At 68.2% G+C, this 23,743-nt stretch carries 25 protein-coding genes, 1 tRNA gene and 1 pseudogene; 17 read left to right on the forward strand and 10 right to left on the reverse strand.

Annotation, left to right across the window (positions count from 1 at the left end):
* Positions 1–228 precede the first annotated feature (228 nt).
* Positions 229–1,506 (reverse strand): DUF3631 domain-containing protein, encoded by a 1,278-nt coding sequence (locus GA0115242_RS39140; RefSeq protein WP_176730010.1) that lies wholly within the window; start codon positions 1,504–1,506, stop codon positions 229–231.
* 294 nt (positions 1,507–1,800) lie between these two features.
* Between GA0115242_RS39140 and GA0115242_RS39145 the strand changes: the two genes are divergently transcribed.
* From GA0115242_RS39145 to GA0115242_RS39155, 3 genes are all read left to right on the forward strand, one after another.
* Positions 1,801–2,316 carry a helix-turn-helix domain-containing protein gene (locus tag GA0115242_RS39145; RefSeq protein WP_176730011.1) on the forward strand — a complete coding sequence of 172 codons (516 nt, stop codon included), beginning with the start codon at positions 1,801–1,803 and terminating at the stop codon, positions 2,314–2,316.
* Between the two features lie 132 nt (positions 2,317–2,448).
* Complete coding sequence (locus tag GA0115242_RS42235; RefSeq protein ID WP_370672356.1) at positions 2,449–2,823, forward strand: helix-turn-helix domain-containing protein; 375 nt, start codon at positions 2,449–2,451, stop codon at positions 2,821–2,823.
* Between the two features lie 27 nt (positions 2,824–2,850).
* Entirely contained in the window at positions 2,851–4,368 is a 1,518-nt protein-coding gene (locus tag GA0115242_RS39155; protein ID WP_093836410.1) for a LacI family DNA-binding transcriptional regulator, read from the forward strand.
* 118 nt (positions 4,369–4,486) lie between these two features.
* Here GA0115242_RS39155 and GA0115242_RS39160 read toward each other — a convergent pair whose 3' ends face one another.
* Both GA0115242_RS39160 and GA0115242_RS39165 read right to left on the reverse strand, forming a co-directional pair.
* On the reverse strand, positions 4,487–5,551 hold the full coding sequence (locus GA0115242_RS39160) for a hypothetical protein (RefSeq protein WP_093836411.1): 1,065 nt from the start codon (positions 5,549–5,551) through the stop codon (positions 4,487–4,489).
* A 424-nt stretch (positions 5,552–5,975) separates the two neighbouring features.
* Positions 5,976–6,332: a hypothetical protein gene (locus GA0115242_RS39165; RefSeq protein ID WP_093836412.1), complete on the reverse strand. Its 357-nt coding sequence runs from the start codon at positions 6,330–6,332 to the stop codon at positions 5,976–5,978.
* A gap of 474 nt (positions 6,333–6,806) precedes the next feature.
* Between GA0115242_RS39165 and GA0115242_RS42240 the strand changes: the two are divergent.
* From GA0115242_RS42240 to GA0115242_RS40470, 3 genes and pseudogenes are all read left to right on the forward strand, one after another.
* Positions 6,807–7,121 (forward strand): annotated as a pseudogene (locus GA0115242_RS42240) (hypothetical protein); the annotation flags it as partial.
* Between the two features lie 208 nt (positions 7,122–7,329).
* Positions 7,330–8,262, forward strand: a complete 933-nt coding sequence (locus GA0115242_RS39175; protein ID WP_093836413.1) for a hypothetical protein — start codon at positions 7,330–7,332, stop codon at positions 8,260–8,262.
* Positions 8,263–8,366: 104 nt separating this feature from the next.
* Positions 8,367–8,912 carry a Pycsar system effector family protein gene (locus tag GA0115242_RS40470; protein WP_141721931.1) on the forward strand — a complete coding sequence of 182 codons (546 nt, stop codon included), beginning with the start codon at positions 8,367–8,369 and terminating at the stop codon, positions 8,910–8,912.
* A 546-nt stretch (positions 8,913–9,458) separates the two neighbouring features.
* Here the strand turns inward: GA0115242_RS40470 and GA0115242_RS39180 are convergent.
* The 3 genes from GA0115242_RS39180 to GA0115242_RS39190 are packed head-to-tail and all read right to left on the reverse strand — an operon-like array spanning position 9,459 to position 10,727.
* Positions 9,459–9,851: a hypothetical protein gene (locus GA0115242_RS39180; protein WP_093836414.1), complete on the reverse strand. Its 393-nt coding sequence runs from the start codon at positions 9,849–9,851 to the stop codon at positions 9,459–9,461.
* The gene (locus GA0115242_RS39185) at positions 9,845–10,273 is read right to left on the reverse strand and encodes an ATP-binding protein (RefSeq protein ID WP_093836415.1); all 429 of its coding nucleotides are present in this window, start codon (positions 10,271–10,273) and stop codon (positions 9,845–9,847) included. Before GA0115242_RS39185 ends, GA0115242_RS39180 begins: the two co-directional genes overlap by 7 nt.
* Positions 10,274–10,319: 46 nt before the next feature.
* A complete protein-coding gene (locus GA0115242_RS39190; protein WP_093836416.1) occupies positions 10,320–10,727 on the reverse strand; it encodes an NUDIX hydrolase in 408 nt (135 codons plus the stop codon).
* A gap of 107 nt (positions 10,728–10,834) precedes the next feature.
* Here GA0115242_RS39190 and GA0115242_RS39195 point away from each other — a divergent pair, with 107 nt between their 5' ends.
* The 10 genes from GA0115242_RS39195 to xerC all read left to right on the forward strand — a co-directional run bounded on the left by GA0115242_RS39195 (position 10,835) and on the right by xerC (position 17,778).
* Positions 10,835–11,620, forward strand: a complete 786-nt coding sequence (locus tag GA0115242_RS39195; protein WP_093836417.1) for a GntR family transcriptional regulator — start codon at positions 10,835–10,837, stop codon at positions 11,618–11,620.
* Between the two features lie 155 nt (positions 11,621–11,775).
* Positions 11,776–12,132 carry an SCO3933 family regulatory protein gene (locus GA0115242_RS39200; RefSeq protein WP_093836418.1) on the forward strand — a complete coding sequence of 119 codons (357 nt, stop codon included), beginning with the start codon at positions 11,776–11,778 and terminating at the stop codon, positions 12,130–12,132.
* Complete coding sequence (locus GA0115242_RS39205) at positions 12,132–13,511, forward strand: FtsK/SpoIIIE domain-containing protein (RefSeq protein ID WP_093836419.1); 1,380 nt, start codon at positions 12,132–12,134, stop codon at positions 13,509–13,511. The genes GA0115242_RS39200 and GA0115242_RS39205 overlap by 1 nt, the downstream gene beginning before the upstream one ends.
* 85 nt (positions 13,512–13,596) lie before the next feature.
* Positions 13,597–14,265 (forward strand): DUF2637 domain-containing protein, encoded by a 669-nt coding sequence (locus GA0115242_RS39210; RefSeq protein ID WP_093836420.1) that lies wholly within the window; start codon positions 13,597–13,599, stop codon positions 14,263–14,265.
* Between the two features lie 12 nt (positions 14,266–14,277).
* A complete protein-coding gene (locus tag GA0115242_RS39215) occupies positions 14,278–14,469 on the forward strand; it encodes a mobile element transfer protein (protein ID WP_093836421.1) in 192 nt (63 codons plus the stop codon).
* Between the two features lie 15 nt (positions 14,470–14,484).
* Positions 14,485–14,679 (forward strand): hypothetical protein, encoded by a 195-nt coding sequence (locus tag GA0115242_RS39220; RefSeq protein WP_093836422.1) that lies wholly within the window; start codon positions 14,485–14,487, stop codon positions 14,677–14,679.
* Between the two features lie 25 nt (positions 14,680–14,704).
* A complete protein-coding gene (locus GA0115242_RS39225; RefSeq protein ID WP_093836423.1) occupies positions 14,705–14,950 on the forward strand; it encodes a SpdD protein in 246 nt (81 codons plus the stop codon).
* A 164-nt stretch (positions 14,951–15,114) separates the two neighbouring features.
* Entirely contained in the window at positions 15,115–16,416 is a 1,302-nt protein-coding gene (locus GA0115242_RS39230; RefSeq protein ID WP_093836424.1) for a replication initiator, read from the forward strand.
* Positions 16,403–16,591: a helix-turn-helix domain-containing protein gene (locus GA0115242_RS39235; RefSeq protein ID WP_093836425.1), complete on the forward strand. Its 189-nt coding sequence runs from the start codon at positions 16,403–16,405 to the stop codon at positions 16,589–16,591. The genes GA0115242_RS39230 and GA0115242_RS39235 overlap by 14 nt, the downstream gene beginning before the upstream one ends.
* The gene (gene xerC, locus GA0115242_RS39240) at positions 16,591–17,778 is read left to right on the forward strand and encodes a site-specific integrase (RefSeq protein ID WP_093836426.1); all 1,188 of its coding nucleotides are present in this window, start codon (positions 16,591–16,593) and stop codon (positions 17,776–17,778) included. Before GA0115242_RS39235 ends, xerC begins: the two co-directional genes overlap by 1 nt.
* 77 nt (positions 17,779–17,855) lie before the next feature.
* Here the strand turns inward: xerC and GA0115242_RS39245 are convergent.
* The 3 genes from GA0115242_RS39245 to GA0115242_RS39255 form a co-directional block, all read right to left on the reverse strand.
* A tRNA-Pro gene (locus GA0115242_RS39245) sits at positions 17,856–17,929 on the reverse strand.
* A 48-nt stretch (positions 17,930–17,977) separates the two neighbouring features.
* On the reverse strand, positions 17,978–18,745 hold the full coding sequence (locus GA0115242_RS39250) for a Pr6Pr family membrane protein (protein ID WP_093836427.1): 768 nt from the start codon (positions 18,743–18,745) through the stop codon (positions 17,978–17,980).
* A gap of 475 nt (positions 18,746–19,220) precedes the next feature.
* On the reverse strand, positions 19,221–20,147 hold the full coding sequence (locus tag GA0115242_RS39255; RefSeq protein ID WP_093836428.1) for a metallophosphoesterase: 927 nt from the start codon (positions 20,145–20,147) through the stop codon (positions 19,221–19,223).
* A gap of 156 nt (positions 20,148–20,303) precedes the next feature.
* Between GA0115242_RS39255 and GA0115242_RS39260 the strand changes: the two genes are divergently transcribed.
* Complete coding sequence (locus GA0115242_RS39260) at positions 20,304–20,771, forward strand: GatB/YqeY domain-containing protein (protein WP_093836429.1); 468 nt, start codon at positions 20,304–20,306, stop codon at positions 20,769–20,771.
* A gap of 357 nt (positions 20,772–21,128) precedes the next feature.
* On the opposite strand, the gene GA0115242_RS39265 is transcribed toward GA0115242_RS39260, so the two are convergent.
* Positions 21,129–23,525 carry a transglycosylase domain-containing protein gene (locus tag GA0115242_RS39265; RefSeq protein WP_093836430.1) on the reverse strand — a complete coding sequence of 799 codons (2,397 nt, stop codon included), beginning with the start codon at positions 23,523–23,525 and terminating at the stop codon, positions 21,129–21,131.
* Between the last annotated feature and the right edge of the window lie 218 nt (positions 23,526–23,743).

Raw genomic sequence — 23,743 nt, forward strand, 5'->3', positions numbered from 1 at the left:
GACGCGAGCGAGCAAGCGGGATACTCCGGGTGAGCTTGGCGCGTGGCGGCCTCGGCGCGGGGGAGGACAACGCGTGGCCGCCGTACGGCGTGATGTGTCGTACCACTCGTCGCGTGCCTGGTCAGGGCAGGTACGAGTGGCGCGGTGATGTCGACTCGACTCGTTGCGGGGTGTTCACTCGTCCCTGCGCTGACCTGCGCGGGGACGAGTGATGCGAGTGGAGTCGGGTCAGGCGGCGGTGCCGGGCAGCGGCTCGTCCGCTCTCTGGGCGGGCCCGTCCACCGGCTTCGGCTCGGGGCAGTAGCGCGCCCACGTGTCGAGGAATTGGTTGCGGGCGAAGCCCTTGGCCTGGGTGCCGTCGGGGAAGCGGCGATTGGCAGAACCGATGCCGTAGGGCTTGAGGAGCAGCTGCAGGCCGCGCGGAGTCAGGCCGTTGACGCCGTACTCCGCCCAGGGAGCTTCCTTGTCCGCGTTGAGGGACTCCAGCAGCTGCTTCGTGCTGAGCACGGCAGGGTCGCTGACGGCGGCGAAGGCGCGGCGGATGCCGACCAGGAGGCGGGTACGCAGGCCGCCTTCCTCGTCCTGGCCGGCCTCGTAGTCGGCCATGGTGCGGCAGGCGGTGCGGGCGAGCGCGGGCCAGTCGCCTCCGGCGAGGTCGGCGGTGATGACCAGCGGTTCCCAGGTGTCCGCTGCGCGGTCCTCGACCGGCATGGGCGGCTCCATCTCCATGGCCTGTACGTACAGCGGTTGGAGCCAGGCATGGAGGCGATCACGGAGCGCGTTCAGGGCGGGGGTGTCACGGCCGGTGCGGAAGGAGGCAACCTTCTCGCCCGCCGCACGGCGTCGCATCCGGATGACCACCGCGCGGTCCATGATGGTGTCGGGCAGGTCGCCGATCCCGGCGAGCGCGGCCATGGCGAAGGTAGGGAACTCCTGCACCTGGTGCTCGTGCCCGGACACCCGAAGAGTCGGGCGGCCACGCTGGTGCCCAGCGTTGATCAAGCCGCGGACCTCCTCGTTCTTCTCCGCGGCCTTGGTGGTGCTGAACATGGTGTCGGCCTCGTCGACCAATAGGGTCGGCGGGTCGTCCCCGTCGATCGACCGGAAGATCGCCGCCGCACTGGCGTTGACTGTGATCAGTCGGTTGTGCACCGTCTCGGTCACCACGTCCAGCAGGCGGGACTTACCGCACCGCTTCTCCGGCGCGACGATTGCCAGACGCGGCGCGTGCTGCCACGCACGCTGCAGATGTGTCGCCGCAATCCACAAGGCCACCGCCGTGACGGTCTCCTCGCTCGGCATCGCCACATACCGCTTCAGCTGTGCCCGCAGGTCGTCCAGGATCTGCGCCCCCTCGGGCAGCGGCGTGGGCGAGGCGAAGTCGTCGCGGTCCTCTTCTGCCGGAGGCGCAGCAGCGCCGGACGGCTGGCCGGGCACGGCGACCGGGGGCCACGATGTGCCGGAGCGGTCGGGAAGGGATGGCGTACTCGGCTGGGGATCGGTCATACTGGGCATCAGCTCCTCTGCTCGCGGGCCATATGGGACGGCAATCCCGGACTCCGCAGGTTGATCGCTAGGGATGGCGGTTGAGAGGTTTGCGCTTGAGCCCCCGGCATCGCCGGGGGCTTCTTTCATGTGACGTGCGCTCGCGTGGGGCTCCTGAGGTCAGTGATGTGGATGCCACCACTATGCCACACGAATTGCAGATTGCAGAAGTATTTTGCATCTCGCAGTATCGATGCTACTGTTTAGGCTGCGCTGCAAACCGCAGTGCATCGCTACGAACGGAAGGGGGTGCTGATGGCGGAGGAAGAACCGTCCGAGGGCGTCCTGCTCAGCGGCGAGGCGAACGTTGCGACCCGCATCAGGGTGGAGCGCGAAGCGCGCGGCTGGAGCACCAACGCCCTGTCCGACCGGCTCAACGAGGCCGGCTTCGAGATGAACCCGTCCGCGGTCTGGCGCATCGAAAACGGCAAGCGCCGCATCAACCTCGACGACGCCATCGGCTTTGCCGAGGTTCTGGGCATCGACCTGCGCAACCTCGTCGGGCCGCCCCAGCTGGCGGCCAAGGCTCGCGCCATGGAACTCATCGACGAGGTCGTGGACGCGTTCCGCGCGACGCAGAGAGCCAACATGGCCTTCACGGAGGCGCGCGAAGCGCTCGACGCCTACCTCGCCGAGTACCCCGATGTCCGCGAGGAGGCCGACCTCATGGTCCAGAGCGCCATCGCGGAGGAGGCCAGCAAGACCATGCTGAAGATGCACGGTCCTCCGCCCAGCGGACACGGCGCCCCCAGCTCCACCGGCGAGGCATAGCGTCCCGCTCCCATTCCCGTCCTGGGCCCGCAAACCCCCGGCACGGGCATCTCAACCTTCATCCCTAGCGATCGACCGGCAGGTCGGCGTTGCCGCGCCTACGCCTGCCATGACCTGAAGAGGGCTCACTCCTTGCGCCAACCCGCAATATCCCCTGCCTCCGCAACGACCTTGCGCGCCGAGGCTGCCCTGCCTCGTCTGTACGTCCCCGAGGAAGTCGCTGCTGTCCTCGGCTGCTCCGCCTGGTGGGTCAAGGACCGCGCCCGTCGGCGCCTAATCCCATTCACGCGCGTCGGCCGCGCCTACCGCTTCACCGGCGAGCACCTCGCGGAGATCATCCGCCTGCACGAGGCCCGCCCCGCGCTCCCGCAGAAGCAGGCGGCAACGCCTCCTGCCCCCAAGCCCCCTGCTCCCCAACCTCCTTCTCAGTCCGCCGCTGCCAAGGCTCACTTGCGGGCCCGGCCACCACGCCGAGCCCGCCAGAGCCAGTTCGGGACCGCGGCCTAGCACGACGACGGAGAAGGGGAGGGGTAGATGGGTTTCGGCGAGAAGCGCGGAAACTACTGGCGCGCCCGCTACAAGATCGCGCCCGGCAAGCACCTCACCGTCGTCGGTGAGGATGGCAAGCCGATCAAATTCGCCACCAAGGGCGAGGCCCAGCGCGCCGCGAGCGAGGCCGAGAACAAGTACCGGCGCGGCGACTGGCGGGACCCGGCACTCGGCCAGGAGACCTTCGGCGAGTACGCGAACCGCTGGTACGCCGCTCAGGACCTGGCCGCGTCGACCATGCAGAACTACAAGCGCCACATCGAGGAGCACCTGCTCCCCGACTTCGAGGACAAGGCGCTCGCAGGCGTCCTGCGCGCGGACGTCGAGCTGTGGGAGAAAAAGGAACGGGCCGTATACGCGGCCTCCAGCGTCAAGACCTGGCGCTCCACGCTCCACCTGATCTTCGAGGACGCGATCGACGAGGGCCTGCTCACGTCCAACCCTGCCGTCCGGCGGCGCGGGCGCGGCAAGCGCGCCGGCCGCTCCCGCGACCGCGGCCCGGAGAAGGTTGTCACCGATGCGCTCGGCATCCTGCTCACCGCCGAACGGGCAGCCCTGCTCTCCGGTCGCGACGACGAGTTCGTCGCCACGGTCCTCAAGGGCTACACCGGCAAACGCTGGGGCGAAATTGTCGGCCTGGAAACAGCGTTCGTGCGCCCTGCCGCCTTCCGAGTCGAGTGGCAGCTGTACGAGTTGGACACCGGCGAGCTGGTTCGCTGCCCGCCCAAGGACGACAGCTACCGCACCATCGACTCGACGGACTGGCTCTCCGCCCTGGTCTTCAACCACATCGCCCGCACCAAGCCGACGCCCTGCCCCTGCCACGGCCGGACGTACGTCTTCCGAGGCCAGGGCACAGCTCGTACCGGTGGTCACCAGGGCGCCAAGCTCGTCGATGTGGCCCGCCGTGCCGAGGTCTCCACGGGCACGGTCTCCAACGTCCTCAACCACCCCGACCGTGTACGCGAGGCCACCCGCGTACGGGTCGAACTCGCCATTGCAGATCTCGGGTTCCTTCGAGGCGGTGCCCCGTCGGAGCACGCAGCCCACTGGCGCCGCAACGGCTTCGCCACCTGGCTGTTCACTCCGGCGGTCTCCGGCTGGTACCCGAGGAAGGCACCCCAGGAGGCCCGCCCGGTGCCCATCCTCGGCGAGCCGTGGCCAGGCATCCCAGCCCGAGGCCGAGGCGCCGCCGCTCGGGCAGACGCCTGCTGGCTCCCGATCGCCAAGAGCCTCACACCTCACGGTCTGCGCCACACCCACCGCACGATCATGGAGGACCTCGGCACCGAGAAGGTCCTCATGGACGAACGCATGGGCCACATCGACGGCTCGGTCTCGGCACGCTATGCCCACGTCACCGTCGGCATGCGCCGACGTCTCGTTGCTGGCCTGACCCAGCAGTGGGAAGCGGCACTCGATGCCCGTCTCGCGATGTGCCCCACGTCGCCGGTGTACGCGCTCAACGATCTTCTGCGCGCACGAGCGGTAGCACTCCGATAGCTCCGCTCTGTCCCCGCAGCGTTTGCTGCGGGGACAGAGCGGACCGCAGCGCATTCGACGTCGCCCGTCTCAGTCGGTCGGCGGCCGCCTGATGACTGGATGATTGGCTCCCAGTACTTCAGGCGCCGAACACTGCCTGGTATGCGCTCTGTCCAGCCCCGAGGAGCATGGTCAGTCCAGGGGTAGCCGTACCGATTGCGGTGAGGGTCGCGTTCAGTCGATCAAATGCGGCCCGCACACGCCCCGGTTCGGCCTCGTCGGAGGCGGCAGCTTCTTCCAGAACCTCTGCGTCCAGAATCAACTGGCTCTGCTCCTCCTCGGTGACGCCCAGGCTCGGCGCGAACTGCCGTACCTGTTGGGCGAACTCGGCGAGCTTGGATGCGTCCAGGCCGAAGGAGTTGTTCTGTACGACATGCTGCTGCGAGCCGGCAACGAAGCCGTGGGAGTCGCTGATGTTGTAGGTGTCGCCGCCGGTCGGTTGACGGCTCAGAAAGTCATTCACGGTGCCTCCAGCGAGTACGCAGCGAGTGCCTTGTGCCGTGATCAGGACTGCGACCTCGGCGTCTGAGACCACTCGCTCCACAAGAGCGTGCTCACGCAGGTAGTCGAGCGCGCTGAGAACTTCTACTTCGGTCAGGGGGTCCCCGGCGAAGCTGCACAGCGGGTCGTCCAGGAAGGCCAGCGCCGGAACCGAGGCTTGCCGTCCGCCCACGCGTAGGACCCAGCGCAACAACACATCGCAGGCGTGCCCGAAGCGTTCGACTGTGTCGGTGCGCAGAGCGAGCAGGCGGCGCGCTTCCAGGAGGCCGTCGTCCGTGGGGAACACCTCGGAGAGTCCGCCGGCGAGACTTCGCGCGATCTTGACGAGCCCGAGCTTCTCGAGTTGCAGCGCCATGGTGTCGCTATCGTCTTCCGGCAGACCTTCGCTCCGCGCGAAGACCTGCACGTCTACGTAGTGGCTCGGATTCTGCTGGACCGACTCGTACAGCCAGAGCAACAAGCGGGACAGCTGCGGATCGCTTTCGAGGCCGCTGGCACTCGCGAGGGTGAGCATGCCCATGGACGGCGGGTCGACCTCGACGGGGATGCGTACGGGGTGCTTACGGTTGGCCCGCTCGAACTCCTTGACGATCTCCTTCTGCATCTTCGCGATCGCGCGCTTGTCGATCTTGAACCCGGCCAATCCGGCCTCCTTTAGGACGGTGCTGGTTCAAGGCTAGACGGGGCCACTGACAGTGAGCCCGAGTTTCCGTCCGAAGGATCTGTTGCCCTGCGGTTGTCGCCAGGCGGTCGGCTGGGGGAGCCCGATCCCGAAGTCGGCTCCCAAACGGCTCCCAAATTGGCCCCCGAACGCAAATCAGGCCCGATACTGATTCCTCAGTACCGGGCCTGACCTGCTGTTTTGGCTGTCGGGGTGGCGGGATTTGAACCCACGACCTCTTCGTCCCGAAGCAACTCTGGCCGCTCCCTGTCCTTGGGCTACTCGGCCTGTCACCTGCGCTGATGGTCCGCTGACGTCCACGGTTGTTCGCGGCTGTGCGTCGCGGTTGTCACGCAGTTAGACACGCACTGGCTTCGGTGGAATCGCTGTTCAGGAGTAGATGTCGTCACCGACGCTCGGGGACGGCGGAGAACACTGGCTGGTCCCCGCCAGTGTGGACCCCCACGCGGCCCGCCCCGTGAAGTTCCCACATGCCGCGACTGACAGCGTCTTTGTCCACGTCGAAGCCTTGCTGAGTCAGCCACTTGGCCAGATGGTCAACGCTCATTTTCTGGTGCCGATTGCCCTGGACGTAGGCGAGGGCCGGCCCCTGCCAGCTCAGCGAGGTGCCGCCCCCCGGACTGCTGGGGACTGCCGGGGCCATCGTCTCGGCTAGGTGCAACAGGGCCGAGATGATGCCTCGGGTATCGCTGCTGCGTGTCGTCTCGTACACCTTGATCGCCTCAGCATGAAAGTCCGTCACGATTCCCCCAAATCCCTCTGTGGTCGACCTCGAATGTTAGAACCGGCAGTTCGGGAAGGTCTAGAGCGCACCGAGTGAACACATGCTTAGGAAGCTCGTTTGATCTAGGGGGAGTTGGGCGTCTGACCTGCGGCAAAGTGCTCTAATGGCGCCTCGGCACAGGCGACTTCGTGCCCGCCACTCCCCGTGGTTCCCCGGCCAACCTGGCATGGTTCTGGCACGGGTCCGAGCAGGAAGGCAGGCGGATCACTATCCGGCTCTCGGAGCTCAGTTCTCCGGGCTTAGGCATGGCTGTACCAGTGTCGCAGATGGAACGCGGTGACCTGGGGTCGTCGCCCTGGACACCTGTCGCTGTCGGTCGCTGCTGGTCACTGTCGAGCGGCCTCGGACGGCCCAGGGAAGGCCCGAAAGTCCCGGCTCAGCCATGCTCTGACCAGCTAGCATCGCGGCCAGTTCAGGGGATGGGGGCTCGCCATGGCAATCGGCCGCAAGGGTTCACGCCGCATCGTCGTCGACGGCACGACGTACCGCTGGCACCTGCGCGGCCGGCCGACGTACAGCCAGGGGCTTTGCTGGTCACCCTGTACGTACGCGGTGGAGCATGCAGATACCCCTGGGACGACCCTCGTCGTCACCACGAACCAGCCGCACGCCAGCAACTGGGTCGGAGAGCCTGTCGTCCCGGTGCTGCCCTCGGACGTCGCCGCCACCATCACGTGGGCCCTCCGGAGAGGCTGGTCCCCGACCCATCCGGGCTCGCCGGTCCACCTGGACCTGTCCGACGGCTTCACTGCCCGAGTAGTTCACGCCAAGGACACCCCCGTGGGGCTCGCGGGGGGTTGCAGCGGACGTGCGGGGCCTCACAGAGGTGCCTCCTTTGACGCCGCTGATGCCATCTGTAGATGTCAGCAGGACTCGCGTTCTGTCTCTTTGGCCTCGTCTTGTCACACCTCTCCCTTACCTTGGAAGCCGTAGCACCAAGTGGGAGGGGTCGTCCGTGACTGACGTCAATCTCGAAGATCTACTCAAAGAGCTCGACCAGAAGGCGAAGGACGAGTTCGCGTCCACCCCGGACGTGGTGGACAAGGGGCACGACCTTGACGTGTCGGCCTTGCCCATCAGCGCTCGGAGATGGCACAAGGTAACTGACGCGGTCGCCGTCGTTGCGGACTTGAAGGGCTCCACGAAGTTGGGTACCGGAAAGTGGGCTGCGAGCACCGCCAGCATCTACGAGGCCAGCACGGGCGGAGTCGTCAGAATTTTCGACAAGTTCGAGGCCGACTTCCTGGCCATTCAAGGTGACGGCGCTTTTGCGCTTTTCTGGGGGGAACGCCGGTATGAGCGTGCCTTGACTACCGGGATCACCGTACTGCGTTTTAGTTCCGACTTGGTGAGGCGGCTTGAAGCCCGGTGGCCGCACGATCCCCAATTGCCAAGCACGGGATATAAAGTCGGCGTTGCCTCCAGCCGTCTCCTAGCCAAGCGGGTCGGCACGCCGCGCAATATCAATCAGCAAGAACCAGTCTGGGCGGGCAAGGCGGTCAACTTTGCGGCCAAAGCCGCCCAGTCGGTCGATCGGCATCTAATGGCCGTTACCGGCAGCGTGTGGGACCGCGTCGAGAGGAACGACTATCTCGCCTACACGTGCCCTTGCGGCGAGGGTCCGTCCGACACTCTCTGGGTGGACCACACGATCGATCGGCTCCCTGACGGAGATCCGGAATCTCAGGGGCGTGTACTGCATTCCTCTTGGTGCGCGGTCCATGGGGAGGAGTACTGCGCAGCCGTCCTGCGTGGCGAGAAGAAGCGCAACGACGTCGATCACTTGAAGAAGGCAGCCGCCGCATCGCGAATGCGTGAAGCGATCTGGTCGAAGGCTCAACAGGAGCGCGAGGCGCTCCGAGCACGACGTTCTGGGTTCACCTCGTGATGCCAGAAACCTCAGCGAGTGAGGAGCCCGAGCAAGGCACCCCTGCTCCGGGCGCTCTCCAGCCGGAGCACGCATGGAAGGCGCTAGGCCTAGTCAACGATTGGGTGAAACACGCTGAGACTAAAAGCGTTGCAACCTTGGCTGCTGCTGGAGTCGCCGGAGGGGTCGCCTACAACCTACTCAAGGACCAGAGCAACCCCGGAATCGCACTCGACCTCGTTGCGTGCGTTACCGGTCTGGCCATCTTCCTGGCCGGACTGTTTGCCATGGCGGCTCTGGCTCCTCAGCTTAAACCTCCTCTGAGTGGCGCGGCGCGCGCGAAGTTGCGCAGCTTGTGGGCTGGGCGGCGTGTGCCAACTAACGAAAGCGAGCCAGAGCCTGCGCAGGCTGAGGCCGAGCGCAGCCCTACTAACCTGCTGTTCTACGGCGACGTCAAGCGTGTATACGAGCACGATGCGCCAACGTATTCACAGGTACTGGCAGCACTAACAGGGAACGAGCGAGAGATCACCGATCACATCGCACTTCAGGTTCACGCAAACTCTCTCGTCGCAAACAGGAAATACCTGTGGACTAACCGTGCAATCCGAGCACTGCGCGTTGGCCTAATTGGCTTGGTCCTGATCTCATTGATCATCGCCAATCGTTAGCGAAATCAGTGGGCCCGTGACGCGCACAGGTCGAACCTAGAGATTCTTTAGCGTGTGAATTCCAGTTCACGGAATCTGGGGAACCGCTGCGGTAGCCCTACCGCACCACACCCAACCTCAGCTCCCATCCCGTCCGCCGTCGACCCACACACCGTGGAGCGGGCGTGGTTCATGGCGTCCAGGTGGAGCGCGCCACTGTACGAACGACCTGGACGCCATGGGCCGCGTCTGCTCGGCTCTGCCTGGGTCGACGGTGGACGGGATGGGAGCCCCCAACGCTCGCCACGATGTGCCCGCGGCCGGGAACGGCGCCCCCTCCCACCCGGTGCCGGCCGATCCCCCGCCGGAGGCATCGTCTGTGACCGTGAGCCGCGAGCGTGTCGGATGCTCGACTCATGACCTCCGGGCCTATCCACAGTGGGCGGGCGTCGGCGCAGCGGGGCGGAGCGGGCCGAAGGCAGGAGCGGCGCCCCGAGCGGAGCCGGGAAGCCCGCCCGGCGGAGCGGAGCGCAGCCGGGTGCTTGAACCAGTAGAGAAAGTTGTAACTCAGTCGGTCGTTCGGGGTGTGTGGGGCGTGAAGTCGTATGCGCATGTAGGGAGTTCTGCGGCCCTGCGGTGTGCCAACGGTAGGAAGGTCACGGGGCTGACGGTCCAGCTGATGAGTGTGCGGGCGTGGGTGACAGACACCGTCCAGGGCACACGGCGTAGGAGGGCTCTGCGGGTGTTGACGCGGTGGTCGTAGAGCCGCTCCCACGCCTCCTCTGAGGTGTCCGTGTCGAGTGCCGGTGAGATGGTGCGCAGGATCTCGGAGACCCAGTTGTTCGCCTCGACCTCGGTGCGCGCGTCGTAAGAGCCGAAGAGTGTTGGCGGCTGGCCGTCGTCCAGGTGCCGGGTCCAGCATTCGCACCAGAAGCCCGGGGCAGTCGTCGTGGTCAGCACGGGTGACCGCCTCGTCGTACGTCCGTTAGGAGCTCCGCGGTGACCGTGTGACCGCCGTCGCTGTCGTGGACCACGACCCGGTGGGCGATCGCGCTGACCATGCCCAGTCCCCGGCCGTGCTCCGCCTCCTGGTCCCGGTGCTCGACCTTCGGAGCCGTCCCGGCGCCTCCGCCGTCCGTCACCGACAGAGCGACCACGCGCGAAGACATCGCCAACGCCAGATGGAAGCCGCCGGCCTCTCGCCCACTCGCGGTGTGGAGGATCGCGTTGGCGCTCAGCTCGCTCACGATCAGCTCGGCGTCTTCGGCCAGGGGTGAGCCTCGCAGGATGTCGCGTGTCCAGCGGCGGGCCCGGCTGACCTCCTCGGGAAAACCTGGGCAAGTGAGCCCCCAGACCCGCGCAGTGCTCGTATACTCGTGCATACAAGTTCCTTCGTGCTGGTAGGCCGCCATGTGCAGCGGGTTCGGGCTAGACGAGTTTCACGCCGTCGTGGGCGCGGATGGCCGGCGGGGATGCCGCGTCGAGTGCGTCCAGGACGCGGATCGCGTATGCCTCGTCGGCGAGTTCGGATACCTCTTCGCGGGTGGCCCAGTGAAGTGCGCGGGTCTCGTCCCCGGTGGTGGGTGTGCCGTCGGCGGCCTGGCAGCGGAAGACCAGGGAGACGATCAACCCGGTCATGTTCTTGTAGACGCCGGTGAGTGTGGCAGGGGTCGCGATCTTGATGCCGGTCTCTTCCAGGACTTCGCGCTGAAGGGCCTCGGGGAGGGTCTCGTCCCGTTCGACGACGCCACCCGGAGGTTCCCACTTACCGTTGTCGCGGCGCTTGATCAGGAGGGCGCGTCCGTGGTCGTCGACGATGACTCCGGCGACGCTCACAGAGTGCGGACGGTCAGTGCTCACGTTCCTCGGCCCTCTCAGATGGCTAGGCTCTCCACCGTAGCAACAACACTCGCCCACTCGTCTAGATACCTAAAGGAGTACACGTGACGTCACTTCCGAGCGTGCTCGGTGATCTCGACCCCACGAGCGATCGTGCGGTCTTCCGGCAGATCGCAGACCAGCTGCGCGAGGCCATCGACCGTGGGCGGTTCAAGGAGGGTGAAAAGCTCCCCTCTGAAGCTGAGCTCGTCGAGCACTACGGGGTTTCCCGGATGACAGTCCGCAACTCCTTCTCCGTCCTCACGGGCGAGGGCCTGGTACACGCCGAGCATGGCAAGGGCGTCTTTGTTCGGCCCCGGCCTCCCGTACGGCGTCTCGCCTCCGACCGCTTCGCCCGCCGCCATCGCGAGCAGGGCAAGTCCGCGTTCATCGTGGAGGCGGACGCGGCCGGTAGCCATCCCCAGGTCGACAGCCTGGAGGTGAAGGAGGAGAAGGCTAGCCAGGACATCTCCACCCGGCTCGGCTCCGTGCGGAGGGTGCTCGCCCGCCGGCGTCGGTATCTCCTCGACGGGAAGCCGGTCGAGTTCGCCACCTCCTACCTGCCGCTCGACATCGCCCGCGGCACGCAGATCGCCGAGCCCAACCCTGGCCCCGGCGGTATCTACGCCCGGCTCGAAGAACTGGGTCACCACCTCGACCACTTCGAGGAGGAGATCCGCGCCCGGATGCCCTCGCCCGTCGAGGTTCGGACTCTGCAACTCGCGTCCGGCGTGCCCGTGATCCACCTGATCCGCACCGCCTACGACACTGAGAAGCGGGCCGTAGAGGTCTGCGACACCGTCATGGCGGCGGACGCCTACGTGCTGTCGTACCAGCTCCCGGCGAACTGATCGGCGGTGCGCGAGGCCACTTCTCCGGACTCGTACACCCCGACACGCATACTCGTATAGACGAGTGGGCAAGTCGTGTGTCAGAGTGATCCCGTTCCCGGCGACGTCGGGCACCAAGGATGCAGCTTGTGTAGACGAGTAGATGGGAAGAAACCTTGCGCACCATCCGTGTGGAGACCTCGGCCGCGACGATCCTCCTGACCGAAGCTCCCGAGCCCAAGGTCCGCGACCGTCAGACCGGCGAGATCGCCAAGGACATCAACAGCGGTGAGGCGCTGATGACGATCGGCGTCGTCTACATCGAGGAAGGGGAGTCGTCGCTGATCAAGGTCACCGTCCCGGAGAGCGGGGTGTCCGAGGGCCTCACACTCGGCGCTCCGGTCTCGCTGCCCGGCCTGGTGGCCCGGCCCTGGGAGAGCGTGTTCAACGGCCAGCAGCGGCACGGCATCGCCTACCGCGCCGCCGCCGTCACTCCGGCTGCCTTCCCGGCCGCCATGGGGGCCACGGCCTGATGACCGACCTGACGACGCTTCTGGAGGTGGGAGGTCCTGTCGCCGCACTCGGCGGTGGGGCCGCCTACACCCGGGCCCACCACCCCGGGGTCTACTGGTCCACGGTTGGCCTGCCGCTCTCCACGGCCCGGTTGCTCAGCTCGTACGGCTCGGTCATGGAAGCCTGCGGCCTGACCGTCGCGCCCTCCCGGCTCCGGGCCCTGGCGGTCCAGGCCACCACCCGCCGTGAGGTCCGGCCCGTCCCGCCGCGTCGCGGCCTCATCCGCCCCACCTCGACCGGGCTCCGGCTCTGCCTGCGGCTCGCCCCGGGCCAGGAACCCGCCGACATCGCCGCCTCCGCCGAACGGCTGCGGCACGCCTGGGGAGTTCACGCCGTCTACGTGACCACGGTCAGGCCTGGTGTGGTCGAACTGCGGCTCGTCGGCTTCGACGTACTGCGCAAGGTCCGTATGCCGCGCAAGACGACAGCCGACTTCCTGAAGATCCCCGTCGCGCTGCGGGAGGACTCCACTCCCTTCGTACGCGACTACCGCACCGTTCCGCACGGCCTCACCCTCGGCGCCACGCTGTCGGGCAAATCCATGTACCTGCGCCACCTCGTCACCGGACTCGCCCGGCAGCCCGTCGCCCTGGTCGGCATCGACTGCAAGCGCGGCGTGGAGCTGGCGCCCTTCGCCGCCCGGCTCTCCGCGCTGGCCACCGACCCCGATCAGGCGGCCGAGCTGCTGCCTGTGCTCATCCAGGAGATGGAGGACCGCTACGACCTGATCAAGTCCCGGCAGGGCATCGCGCCGAGCACGCCGGACGAGGAGATCACCTCCGACATCTGGGGCCTGCCCGAACGCGAACGCCCCGTGCCCGTTGTGCTGCTCGTCGATGAGGTGGCGGAACTCTTCCTCGTCGCCACGAAGAAGGAGGAGGAACGGCGGGACGAGATGGTCACCCAGCTCATCCGCCTCGCCCAGCTCGGCCGCGCGGCCGGCATCTACCTGGAGGTCTGCGGACAGCGCTTCGGCGCCGAACTCGGCAAGGGCGCCACGATGTTGCGGGCCCAGCTCACCGGCCGTGTCTGCCACCGCGTCAACGACGAAGCCTCCTCCAAGATGGCACTTGGCGACATCGCCCCCGAAGCGGTCTCGGCCGCCTGCGCCATCGCGCCTGAGCTGCCCGGCCTGGCTGTGGCCGGTGACACCTCCGGCGGCTGGTCCCGTATCCGCACGCCGTACCTCTCGCTTGCCGACGCGGCCGAGACCTGCCGAGCCTCGGCTCACCTGGTCCCCGACCTGCCCGCGCTCAAGCCCTTCCGGCACGACGTACCCGTACCGCCGCCGGTCGAGTCCAAGGCCCCGGCCGTCCGGTCACGACCTGTGACCGACTGAGCCACTCCCTCTCCTCCCGGTCGGCGTGACCACCTCGCGCCACCTCCCTATCCCGCCCATGTCTGAATCCGAAAGGAGCCGCGACATGCGCGCCCAACTGGCCCGTGTCGACGCGGTACTCGTCCAGGCCGTCATCGCCGCAGCCCTGTCCTTCGCCCACCTGCACGACGTCGCCTCCGCGGCCGGACAGGACGGGTGGAAAGCGTGGGCCTACCCGGTCTCGGTCGACCTGCTGCTCGTCGCCGCTTGGCGCCGACTGCGAACCAGCGACGCGAAAGCCGCCGGGTGGTGCTGGTTCGCCATCGCGCTCGCCGCCTCCCTCGGAGCGAACGTCGCCACCGCCGGACTGCTCGACATGGACCATGTGCCGGCCTGGCTCCGCATCCTCGTCGCAGGTTGGCCCGCGATCGGCTTCCTCGGCGGGACTCTCCTCGCTCACTCGACGCCGAAGCCGACGCGTACGCCGACCCAGCACGACGCGACCGAGGAACAGCGCCACGAGCCCGAGGACATCGACGACCAGGAGGACGCGCCCGATTCGGTACCGGCGCTCCCGTCGCCACCGGTCACCGAGTCAGTCCCCGCTGCGCTTTCTCCGCCCGCCGTGCCCGTCCCGGCCGCACTGGTCGAGCACGCCCGCAAAGTCGCCACCGAACACCACGCCCGCACCGGTACGGCCATCGACACCACGACCCTGCGCGCCCGTCTCGGCGTTCCGCTGCCCATGGCCGACGCCATCGCCGCACAGCTCTGAAGGGAGACCCACATGAGCGCCAACCGCCGCTTCCGCTCCGTCACCCGCATCGGCCCCGTTCAGGTCGGCACGGCCTACGACAACCGGGGCCGTGAGAAGCACACCGCCGCCTGCACGGCCCCGCGGTGCGGCTTCTCCGCCGACTACGACAGCCGCGCCGCCGCCGAGCTGGCCGCCCGCACCCACCGCTGCCCCGTCCGCTGAAAGGACCGATCCACCGTGACCGTCAGCCTGCCGCTCGTCTTCGTCCTCGGCGCTTTCGCCTGGGGAGCGGTCAAGTTCCTCGGCGTCCGCACCTGGATCGTCGTCGTGATCGCCCTGTTCGGCTTCTGGCTCTCGCACACCTTCATGGCCCCGGCCATCGAGTCCGGTACGCGCTCCGGCGTGGACGTCATCAACGGCTCACATAACTAGACGAGTAGGCAAGGAGAGTTCTGCCGTGTTCCTGCCCAAGTACCCCGACAGCCCGACCCCGCCGTCCGCGCACACGCACGCGCCGACCGATCCGGCTCCTGTTCACCGGCCGGTCCCACAGATCTCCGTCAGCACCGGAGCGATCGTGACCGTCCTCGTCGGCGGCGTCGTCCTGACCGCGCTCCTGGCCGCCGTCGCCGTCACGGCCATCTCCGTGGCCATCGCGGCCCTAGTCCTGCGTTCGATGCTCCGAGACTCCCACCGCCGCTGACACCACCAGCACAACAGACCCCCGGGGCGGCCCTGATACCGCCAAGCATCCGCCGCCCCGGGGGCCCTACCCCTCCTGACCGAAGCCAGAAGGAGAAGACCATCATCACCCGCGCCACCCCGCCCCCGCTGTCCGAACTCGGCGAACTGGCCGCCCACGGCACCATGCCCGCACTCCTGCGCCAGCTCTCAGGCCTCGGCGGCTGCACCCACCCGATCCGCCTCGACGGCCACCGCACCGAACACGCGCTGAACACCGATACGGGCGAGATCGGCAAGGTCCTCCACCACCTCGACTCCGCCGCCCTCCCGGCCGGTCACCTCCTGGTCCGCTGCAACAACCGCCGCACGACCCGCTGCCAGGCTTGCGCAGAGGTCTACCGCCGAGACACCTTCCACCTGATCACCTCGGGCCTGCGCGGTGGCAAGGGCGTCCCCGAACGCGTCGCCTCCCACCCGCGCGTCTTCGCTACCTTCACCGCCCCTGGCTTCGGCCCGGTCCACAACCGCCCGACCGGCCCGGCTCGAACGATCCGCCCCTGCCGCTGCGGCGCCCTCCACGACCAGGACGACGCCGCCCTCGGTACCCCGCTCGACCCGGACACCTACGACTACGACGCAGCCGTTCTCTGGAACGCTCACGCGGGCCTGCTCTGGCGACGCTTCTCGATCTACCTCCGCCGCGAGGTCGCCAAGCGCGCCGGCCTCTCCCAACGCGCCCTCCGCGACTACGCCCGCGTCTCCTTCGCCAAGGTCGCCGAATACCAGAAACGCGGCGCCGTCCACTTCCACGCCGTCATCCGCGTCGACGGGCCCGAGGGCAGCGACACCCCTCCGCCCGCCTGGGCCACCGCCGAACTCCTCACCGACGCCATCCGCACCGCCGCCTCCGCCGCCCAGGTGGACGGCCCGGTCATCGACAACCGCGCCCACACCTTCACCTTCGGCCGCCAACTCGACGTACGCGCCATCCGATCCGCCGACTTCGAAGGAGGCCAGGAACTCACCGAGCGGGCAGTTGCCGCGTACATCGCCAAGTACGCCACCAAGGGAGCCGAGACAGCGACAGGCGCCCTCGACCGCCCCCTCAAGTTCCTCGCCGAACTCGCCCAACTCGACATCAGCGACCACGCCCGCCGCATGGTCCGCACCGCTTGGACACTCGGTGCCCGCAAGGATCTGGCAGACCTCCGGTTGCGGGCCTGGGCTCACATGCTCGGCTTCCGCGGCCACTTCTCTACCAAGTCCCGCCGCTACTCCACGACTCTCGGTGCGCTCCGCACGGCCCGCGCCGAGTGGCGCCGAGCCCAAGCCGTCACCGACGACCAGGCGCCCTCGGACACGACCCTCGTCCTCGCCCACTGGGTCTACGCCGGAACCGGCCTCACCGACACCGAAACCTGGCTCGCCGAAACCCTCGAACCCGCCCCAGGAACCGAAGGAGAACCGACGCATGCGCGAGCGTGATGACGAACTGCTGACCGTGGTACAGGTCATGGCGCGGCTCAAGCTCGGTCGGTCGAAGGTCTATGACCTGATCCGCACCCGGCGTCTGCGCTCGGTCACCATCGGCCGGTGTCGGCGCATCCCTGCTTCCGCTATCGGCGAGTTCATCGCTGGGCAGATGGAGCGGGCTGCCTGATGACGACGCGCCGTAGCCGCGGTGACGGCGGCCTGCACTGGGACGAGAAGAGACAACGGTGGATCGCCACGGCCAACCTCGGCTTCGACCCGAGCGGGAAGCGGATCGTGAAGCGGGGGAGTGGCAAGACCAAGACGGAGGCGAAGAACAAGCTCAAGGAGGTGTTGCGGGACCACGAAGACGGCCTTGCCATCGCACCCACCAACTACACGGTCAAAGACGCGGTGACGGACTGGCTGACCTACGGCCTCGCCGGCCTCGACCCCAGCACCGTCGAGACGACAACCCTCCTGAGCGAGAAACACGTCATCCCATCACTTGGCGCCCGCAAGCTCCGCGACCTCAGCGCGGAGGACGTGGACCGTTGGCTGGCAACCAAGGCGAAGACGCTCAGCACACGCACACTTCAGGGCCTTCACTCCTGCCTGAACCGTGCGGTCAAGCGGGCCATGGCGCGGGACAAGGTGAAGCGCAACGTCGTCGAGCTGTGCTCGGTACCCCAAGGGCAGGCAGGGCGCCCGTCCAAGGCGCTCACCTTCTCCCAGGCTGAGGCCGTACTCAAGGGTGCCGAGGGAACCTCGATGCACGCGTACATCGTGCTCGCGCTGCTGACCGGGGCCCGGACTGAAGAACTGCGCGCCCTCACCTGGGACCACGTCTTCCTGAAAGGCCGTCCCGACATGGACCCGCCGCAGCCTCCCCACATCGCCGTCTGGCGCTCTGTCCGGCGCACCGGGGACACCAAGACCCGGCGGTCCCGGCGCACCCTCGCCCTGCCGGCGCGCTGCGTCGAAGCCCTCTGGCAGCAATTCGAAGATCAGGGCTGGGATCGGCTCGCCGCTGACGAGAAGTGGGAGGAACACGGCCTTGTCTTCTCCTCGGCCGTCGGCAAGCCGCTCGACGCTGCCAACGTCCGCCGCGCCTTCCGCCAGGCGCTCAAGGACGTCGACGGGATCGACGGAGACGAGTGGACGCCGCGGGAGCTCCGGCACAGCTTCGTGTCGCTGCTCTCCGATCGGGGCGTCCCGCTGGAAGAGATCTCCCGGCTTGTCGGGCACTCCGGCACGGCCGTCACGGAAGAGGTCTACCGGAAGCAGATCCGGCCCGTGATCCAGACCGGCGCTGTGGTCATGGACGGGATCTTCGGCGCTGATCCGCAGCGGCCGTATATACGCGGGAACCGGTAGTCACGCAGATAGACACGCACAAACCAGATCAGCCAGACTACTCATGTGAGTAGTCTGGCTGATCTGGTGTTTCTCTGTCGGGGTGGCGGGATTTGAACCCACGACCTCTTCGTCCCGAACGAAGCGCGCTACCAAGCTGCGCCACACCCCGATGTCGCTGTGTCTCTCTGCGACGTCGTTTACTTTAGCCCACCGGTGGCTAGAGACGAAATCCGGTTTTGCCGTGGTGGCGGAGCGGCTTCGGGCGGGCGTGGTCGGCGGCGATCAGCAGGACCGCGAGGGCGTAGAAGGCCAGGCCCAGGAGGAGGGCGTTGGCCAGGACGCTCTTGTATCCGTGCAGGTCGACGTCCAGGAACGGGTAGAGGTAGCGCCCCGGCGTCCCCGGCAGGATCAGTTCTCCTCGCGTCAGCGACACGGCCAGGTATGCCAGCGGGTACAGCATCCACGGCGCCGCCTGCCGGATCCGCAGCCGGCCCGGCTGGGTCAGGAGCAGCCAGTCCAGCAGCGCCGCCGCCGGCGTCACCGTGTGCAGGATCTGGTTCGCCGCGGACGCCCAGCCCGTCGGCCCCGATCCCGGCGTCATCGTGAACGGGATCGCGCCGTCCGCCAGGAGCAGGTGGTACACCGCCCCCGTGATCACGATGTAGAGCAGCGTCGCACCGGTCAGCGCCGAGGGGAGCGGGCGGCGTGCCGACCAGTCCCGTCGGGCCGCCGCCGCGAAGACGATCGCCAGCAGGATGTTCGACTGAACCTCGAAGTAGGTGAGGACCCGGACCGGGCTGCCGAGCAGCAGCACGATCATCACCCCCGCCACCGCCACGAACGCGATCAGCGCACGGTAGACGGCGGTCAGGGGGCGTCTCACCGGCGCCATCACCGCGGACGCGGGAACCGGCAGGGGCAGCAGCGCGGGGATGCCCGGAACTGCGGGAATGTCCGGGATGTCCCTCGGTATCGGGGCGGTCATGCCCCTCACGCTAAGCAGGAGGGGTGAAATGGGCGATATGGGTGCGCCGTGTGGGTTACCTCGCCCCCGACCGGGCCTCCGGCGCGGGATGTCCCACATCCGTCCGGGGCTTCATTCCGCGATGCCCCACACCCGCCCGAGCCTCCGGCAACGGATCACCTCGCCCCTCCGACCAGGTCCTCCAGCACGGGTCACCCCGCCTCCGACAGGCTTCCAGCACGGGTCATCCCGCCCCCCGACAGGCTTCCAGCACAGGTCACCCCGCCCCCGACAGGCCTCCAGCACGGGCCACCCCGCGCCTCGACCAGGGCGCCAGCACAAATTGCCCCCGCACCCGCCCAAGGACGGCACCTGACCTCGGCTCCAGTTTCAGCTCCGGGTCCGAGTCCGGGTCCGGTTCCGGATTCGGGCCCGGCCTTGGGGCTGAGCGGGTGCCCTGCGCCCTGCGCCCAGCCGCCCCCCTACCCCCGCCCCCCTATCCCCGCTCCACCAACGTCAGCAGCGACGCCTCCGGAGGGCACGCGAAGCGGACCGGGGTGTACCTGTTCGTGCCGCAGCCCGCCGACACGTGGAGGTACGACTCCCTGCCCTCCGCGCGGTGCGTCGACAGGCCCTTCACCCGGTCCGTGTCCAGGTCGCAGTTGGTGACCAGCGCCCCGTAGAAGGGGACGCAGAGCTGGCCGCCGTGCGTGTGACCGGCCAGGACCAGGGGATAGCCGTCGGACGTGAAGGAGTCCAGGACCCGCAGGTACGGCGCGTGCACCACGCCCATCGAGAAGTCCGCCGTGCCCGACGGTCCACCGGCGACCTGCGCGTACCGGTCCCGCTTGATGTGCGGGTCGTCGAGCCCCGTCAGCTCCAGCGACGCGCCCTCGATCTTCAGCGTCCCCCGCGTGTTCGTCAGGTTGAGCCAGCCCGCCGTGTCGAAACCCTCCCGCAGGTCCTCCCACGGATTGTGGATCACGCCGGTGGCGGGCGCGTTGCCGTTCAGCCCGAACCGCCCGTTCGCCCGCTCCAGCAGATAGCGGGCGGGGTTGCGGAGCTTGGGCCCGTAGTAGTCGTTCGACCCGAAGACGTACGCGCCCGGGAACTCCATCAGCGGGCCCAGCGCGTCCAGGACCTCCGGGACGCCCTCCGGGTCCGACAGGTTGTCGCCGGTGTTGATCACGAAGTCGGGACGCAGCCCCGCCAGCGAACGCAGCCAGCGCTGCTTCTTGCGCTGCCCGCCGACCATGTGGATGTCGGAGACCTGGAGCACACGCAGCGGGCGCATCCCGGGCGGCAGGACGGGGATCGTCACCCGCCTCAAGCGGAAGGAGCGGGCCTCGAAGCCCGCCGCGTACAACACACCGGCGGCGCCAGCCGCCGCGATGGACAGAGGTACTCCGTATCGCGCGCGCATTCTTCCATCGTGTCAGATCCACCGGATGTCCCACTCCCCAGCGCCCCTTGAGGGCCGCGCCCCCGGTGGCCCGGTCCGTCCGGCCCGGCCCCCTCCCGCCCCGTCTCCCCTAAATGGAGGGGCACCGGCGCCGCGGCACCTGCGACAATCGGGTCCATGACCACCACGCTCAAGTCGAAGCTGCACGCCGACCTCAACACCGCGATCAAGGCACGTGACGAGCTCCGCTCCTCGACGCTCCGGCTGACGCTCGCCGCGATCACCAAGGAGGAGGTCTCGGGCAAGGAGAAGCGGGAGCTCTCCGACGACGAGGTGCTGAAGGTCATCACCAAGGAGGCGAAGAAGCGCCGTGAGGCGGCCGACGCCTTCGCCCAGGGCGGTCGCGCCGAGCAGGCCGAGCGCGAGAAGGCGGAGGGCGAGCTGCTCGCCGAGTACCTGCCCAAGCAGCTCGGCGACGACGAGCTGGACGCGATCGTCGCCCAGGCCGTGGCCGAAGCCAGGGCCGCCGGTGCCGAGGGGCCGCGGGCCATGGGCGCCGTCATGAAGATCGTGAACCCGAAGGTCGCGGGCCTCGCGGAGGGCGGCCGGGTCGCCGCCGCGGTCAAGAAGCACCTCGCCGGCTGAACCGGCGCCCACCCCCGGCCGCCGATCCGAGCGGTTCTCCCTCTCCCTCCCACGGCGTCCCCGCCCGGCTGAAGGTTTCTTCCCCGCCCCTGCCCCCGGGAGGGAGCAGGGGCGGCCGACCGCCCCGGGGATCTGTCAGGGGCGGCCCCGGCGCCCCGTACGGTCTCCGGCCACCGCGGCCAGCTCCAACACCCGAGCCCCGGCCGCCCGCCCCGCCCCACGGCCACAGCCGCCCCACCTCTCTCTCTCCCCCCCCGCGCGGAAACCGACGCAACGACAAAGGGGCTCCCCGGTGGTACCGGACGTGAATTCCTCACGCCCTCCACCAGGAAGCCCCTTCTCGTCGTACCGGCGCCTCTACACCCCGAGCCGCCCGCCCGACCGAGCCTCCGTCACCCGAGCCGCCGCCCAGCCGGGCTGCCGCCCGACCGAGGCCCCGTCACCCCCGTCCCGCCCCCCATGCCCGTTGCCGTTGCCGTTCCCGTTGCCCTGGAACAGGCCCTCCGGGAGGGAGAACGTCGGGGACGGGAAGGAACCGCCGTTGTTGCCGCCGTTGTTGTTGCCGCCCCCGTCGGTGCCGCCGTTCAGCAGGCCGCCGAACAGGCTGCCGTTGTCACCGCCGCGCCCCGGGTCCCCGTTGTTGCCGTCGTCGTTCCCCCGGCCCTTGTTCTTGTCGCCGTCCGGGATGTTGACGAGGTTGAAGTCCGGCGCGGGCTTGCCCTGGAGGGCGCCGTTCATCATGTCGCGCCAGATCGGGCCGGGCACCTCGCCGCCGTACACCTTCTCGTAGCCGATGCCGCCGATGTTGATGCCGATCATGCGGCGCTTGTGGGTCGGGTCGCCGACCCAGACCGCGCCCGCCATGTTGGGCGTGTAGCCGACGAACCAGGCCGCGTAGCGGTTGTCCGTCGTACCGGTCTTACCGGCGCTCGGACGGCTGCCGAGACCCGCCTGCTGGCCGGTGCCGTCCTCGACGACGCCCTTCAGGAGCGTGCTGACGGTGTCGGCGGTGGTCGGCGACATCGCCCGCGTGCAGGTCGACTTGGGCACCTGCAGGGACTTCTTCTGGCTGCCGACGGTCTGCGTGATCGACTCGATGGCGACCGGCGTGCAGTACATGCCGCGCGAGGCGAAGGTCGCGTACGCGTTCGCCATCGTCAGCGGGGACATCTCCTGGGTGCCGAGCGCGATCGAGGGCGCCTGGACGATCTTGTTGCCGTCCGCCCGGCTCACGCCCATCTTCTTGGCCAGCTCGACCACCGGGCAGATGCCGATGTCGCTGATCATCTGCACGTAGTAGGTGTTGACCGACTTCGCGGTCGCTTCCTTCATCGAGTACGGGCCGTGCTCCGACTCGTCCTCGTTGGTCAGCTTCGCCGGGTTGTTCGGGTCGTTGCGCCAGGTCTTGCCGTTGCAGACGGAGACCGGGCTCGGGTAGTCCATCTCGTACGGCGACGAGTACGACTGGGTCGCCGGGGTGCCGCCCTCCAGCGCCGCCGCCGCCACGATCGGCTTGAACGTCGAACCGGGCTGGTAGCCGGCGCCGCCGCCCATGCTCTGGTTCACCGAGAGGTTGATCGTGGTCTGGTGGTCCTTGGTGTCGATGCCGTACGGCCGCGACTGACCCATCGCCAGCACCTTGCCGGTGCCCGGCTGCACGATGGTTGCCGCGGTCGCCACGTCGTCGCTCTTGTAGACGTGGCTCTTGATCGAGTCCTGCGCCGACTCCTGCGCCTGCGGGTCCATCGTCGTACGGATCGTCAGGCCGCCCTGGTTCCACACCTTCGCGCGGGCCTCGGAGGTCTCGCCGAAGACCGGGTCGGAGAGGAACACCTGGCGGACGTAGTCGCAGAAGAACCCGGCGCCCTTGACGGCGGTGATGCAGCCGTTCTTCGGGCGGCTCGGCTTCAGCCCGAGCGGCGCCTTCATCGCCTTGTCCGCCTCGGCCCTGGAGACGTCGCCGACCTCCGCCATCCGCGCGAGCACGGTGTTGCGGCGCTTGGTGGCCTCCTCCTCGTCGTTGACCGGGTCGTACCGGCTCGGCGACTGGACGATGCCCGCGAGCAGCGCCGACTCCTGGAGGTTCAGGTCCTTGGCGTGCTTGGAGAAGTAGCGCTGGGCCGCGGCCTCGACGCCGTACGCCTGCTCACCGAAGAACGTGATGTTCAGGTAGTTCTCGAGGATCTTCTTCTTGCCCAGCTCCTCCTCGACCTGGATCGCGAACTTCAGTTCCTTGATCTTGCGGCCGAGGGTCTGCTGGGTGGCCTGCGCGACCTTCGTCGGGTCGTCGCCCGCCTCCTCCACGAAGACGTTCTTCACGTACTGCTGGGTGAGCGTCGAGGCGCCCTGGGCGACCCCGCTGCTCTGCACGTTCTTGTTGAGGGCGCGCAGCACGCCCTTCATGTCGACCGCGCCGTGCTGGTAGAAGCGCGAGTCCTCGATCGCGACGATCGCCTTCTGCACATAGGGCGACATGTCCTTCAGCGACACCACGGTCCGGTCGCGCGAGTAGACGGTGGCGATCTGGCCGCCGTCCGCGTCGAGGATCGTGGTGCGCTGGCTCAGCGGCGGGGTCTTGAGGTTGGCGGGAAGCTCGTCGAAGCTCTCCACCGACCCCTTGGCCGCGAGTCCGAGCGCGCCGAAGGCGGGCAGGGCGATGCCGGCGAGGACGGCACCGGCGAGCACACTGACACCGAGGAACTTGGCGGCCTGCTGCGCGGGAGACAGACCACCGCCCGAACGCTTCTTTGGCATGGGGGCAGCCTACGTTCTCATTCGCCGGACACGCGTATATGCCTTGGCCTAAGCTGCTCTCAACTGTCACAGCAGTAGGACCACGTATCAATACGTCCGGCGACCCCGAATCGTTCCGGGCGTACCCCATTTTCTGGGGAAGGCGTGTCCGAATCCGCCTTGTGTGTCACCTGACGCCCGTTGCGACCCATGAGAAACGTCCCGGTATGCCGGGATGA

Origin of the sequence: Streptomyces sp. SolWspMP-5a-2 (assembly GCF_900091845.1) — a bacterium.
GTDB lineage: Bacteria > Actinomycetota > Actinomycetes > Streptomycetales > Streptomycetaceae > Streptomyces > Streptomyces doudnae.